The 2,159-nt window shown below is 65.5% G+C and carries 2 protein-coding genes; both read right to left on the bottom strand.

What is annotated here, in order from left to right:
* Window positions 1–105: 105 nt before the first annotated feature.
* A complete protein-coding gene (locus PKE44_RS18595) occupies window positions 106–669 on the bottom strand; it encodes a hypothetical protein (protein ID WP_324554211.1) in 564 nt (187 codons plus the stop codon).
* Between the two features lie 231 nt (window positions 670–900).
* On the bottom strand, window positions 901–2,159 hold a 1,259-nt coding region (locus tag PKE44_RS18600), incomplete at its 5' end, for an NCS1 family nucleobase:cation symporter-1 (protein WP_324554213.1).

The following is a 2,159-nucleotide window of genomic DNA, read 5'->3' on the forward strand; positions in this document are numbered from 1 at the left end:
GAACCTCGATCGCGGCGGGCATGGGGGCTCCGGTGTCAGGGGAAAGCAGGGATGTCGCAGACAGTAACGGTATCGCGCGGTCGGCATCGGAATGACAAGTGACGCTCAGCCGGCATCAACCGCCGTACCAGTGATGCGGGCATCCAGCAGTTCGAGGGCGAGCGCGCGTTCGCGGACGCTGCCACCGCGTACGGCGTCGAACAGGGCGAGCAGTTCGTACAGCGCTGGATTTCGCTGCGCAGCGGCGGGGACGCTCGGGTACAGCGGGTGCAGCGTGGCGCCGCGGACGGTGCCGTGCTTGTACGGCCACGCGGGCACCGGGTCGGTACCGGGCAGGATCGTGCGGTTCAACGGCGCAGCGGCATATCCGGTCGGCAAACCGCGGGTCAGGCTGCCGCGGGTGGCCGGAAAGCAGTAGGGCGCGCCGAACTGCACGAAGCGCCGCAGCGCCTCGCGCACGACGGCCGGCCTGCCGGCGGCATCCTTGCTGGCAAGGCGTGCAGCGACGGCACGTTCGACGGCGGCGTGGACTTCGGAAGCGGTCATGCCGAGTTCGGCAGCCAGCGCGGCGTAGCTCGGGGCAGGTCCGGCATCGAGGCTCAGGCGCAGCAGGACGACGAGATCCTGCGGACGCAGCGTCAGTTGCGGGTTGGATTTGGGCGCCGGCACCGGGGGCCTCATTCGCTATTTGCGAATGGCGAATGTAGCAAAATGAGGCATGAAGTGGTTGAGGGTTGATGCTGGTTGCGGACAGCCGACGCTGGCGGCTTCGGTGTCTGCCAGCGCATGGAAACGCATCATCGGCAGCGTCGAGGAGATCGACGACAGACATGGCAGCCTCCCGCACCGGCTGGACGCGCTGCCTCCAGACCGGTGCAGGGTGTGGGAGCAAGCCCCGGCTCAACCCGCCGCCGCTACCATCTTCGGCGCAGCCGCGATCGCCTCCTTCATCGCCACCCGGTAGAACAGCCCGCCGAGCGCGCAGCCGATGAACCAGTTGAAGTCGGCGAGCACCTTGACGCCCGACAGCGTGATGATCACGCCGACGATCACCGCCGGCACCAGCGCCCATACCGCGCGGCGGTTGACGCCGTTGTCATACCAGTAGGTGTCGCCGGGGCGATCGCTGTAGAGCGCCGGGATGTCGATCACCTGCTTGCGCACCAGATAGAAGTCCACGAGCAGGATGCCGAACAGCGGGCCGATGAAGGCGGCCAGCATGTCGAGCGTGTAGTGGATCACGTCCGGCGAATTGAACAGGTTCCACGGCGTGATGAACACCGAACCGACCGCGGCGATGAAACCGCCGGTGCGGAAACTGATGTGCTTCGGTGCGACGTTCGAGAAATCAAAGGCCGGCGACACGAAGTTGGCGACGATGTTGATGCCGATGGTCGCGGTCACGAACGTGAAGGCGCCGAGCACGGCGGCGAGCGTGTTGTCGATTTTGCTGACGGTTTCGATCGGGTCCGTGATCATGTGGCCGAACACCGGAATCGTGCCCGACACGGTGATTACCGTCACCACCGAGAAGGCCAGGAAATTGACCGGCAGGCCCCAGAAATTGCCGCGCTTCACTTCGCCCATGGTTTTGCCGTAGCGCGAGAAGTCACCGAAATTCAGCATCGGGCCGGAGAAATACGACACGACCAGCGCCACGGCCGTAAGCATCATGCCCAGGGATTCGAGGCCGCTGTACCTCACCTCGCCGAGGTTCAGGCTGATGTTGTCCGGGCCGGCCTTCCAGACGATCCAGCCGGCGAGCAGGAACATCACCACGTACACCGCCGGACCGGCCCAGTCGATGAAACGCTTGATCGCTTCCATGCCGTGCCAGAACACCAGCGCCTGCAGCACCCACATGGTCATGAAGCCAAGCCAGCCGAGATGCGAAAGCCCGAGGAATCGGTCGTGCGCCAGGCTTTCGAGGCCGGGGAAGAAGCGCAGCAGCACGATGGTCAGCGCCGACGAGGCGAGGAAGGTCTGGATGCCGTACCAGGCCACCGCGATCAGGCCGCGGATGATCGCCGGGATGTTCGCGCCCCAGACGCCGAACGACATCCGGCAGGCGACCGGATATGGCACGCCGGCCTGCTGGCTCGGTTTCGCGACCAGATTGCAGAGCACGTTGACGAGGCAGATGCCGACCAGCAGCGACA

It is taken from the genome of Plasticicumulans sp., from assembly GCF_035331805.1.
GTDB lineage: Bacteria > Pseudomonadota > Gammaproteobacteria > Competibacterales > Competibacteraceae > Plasticicumulans.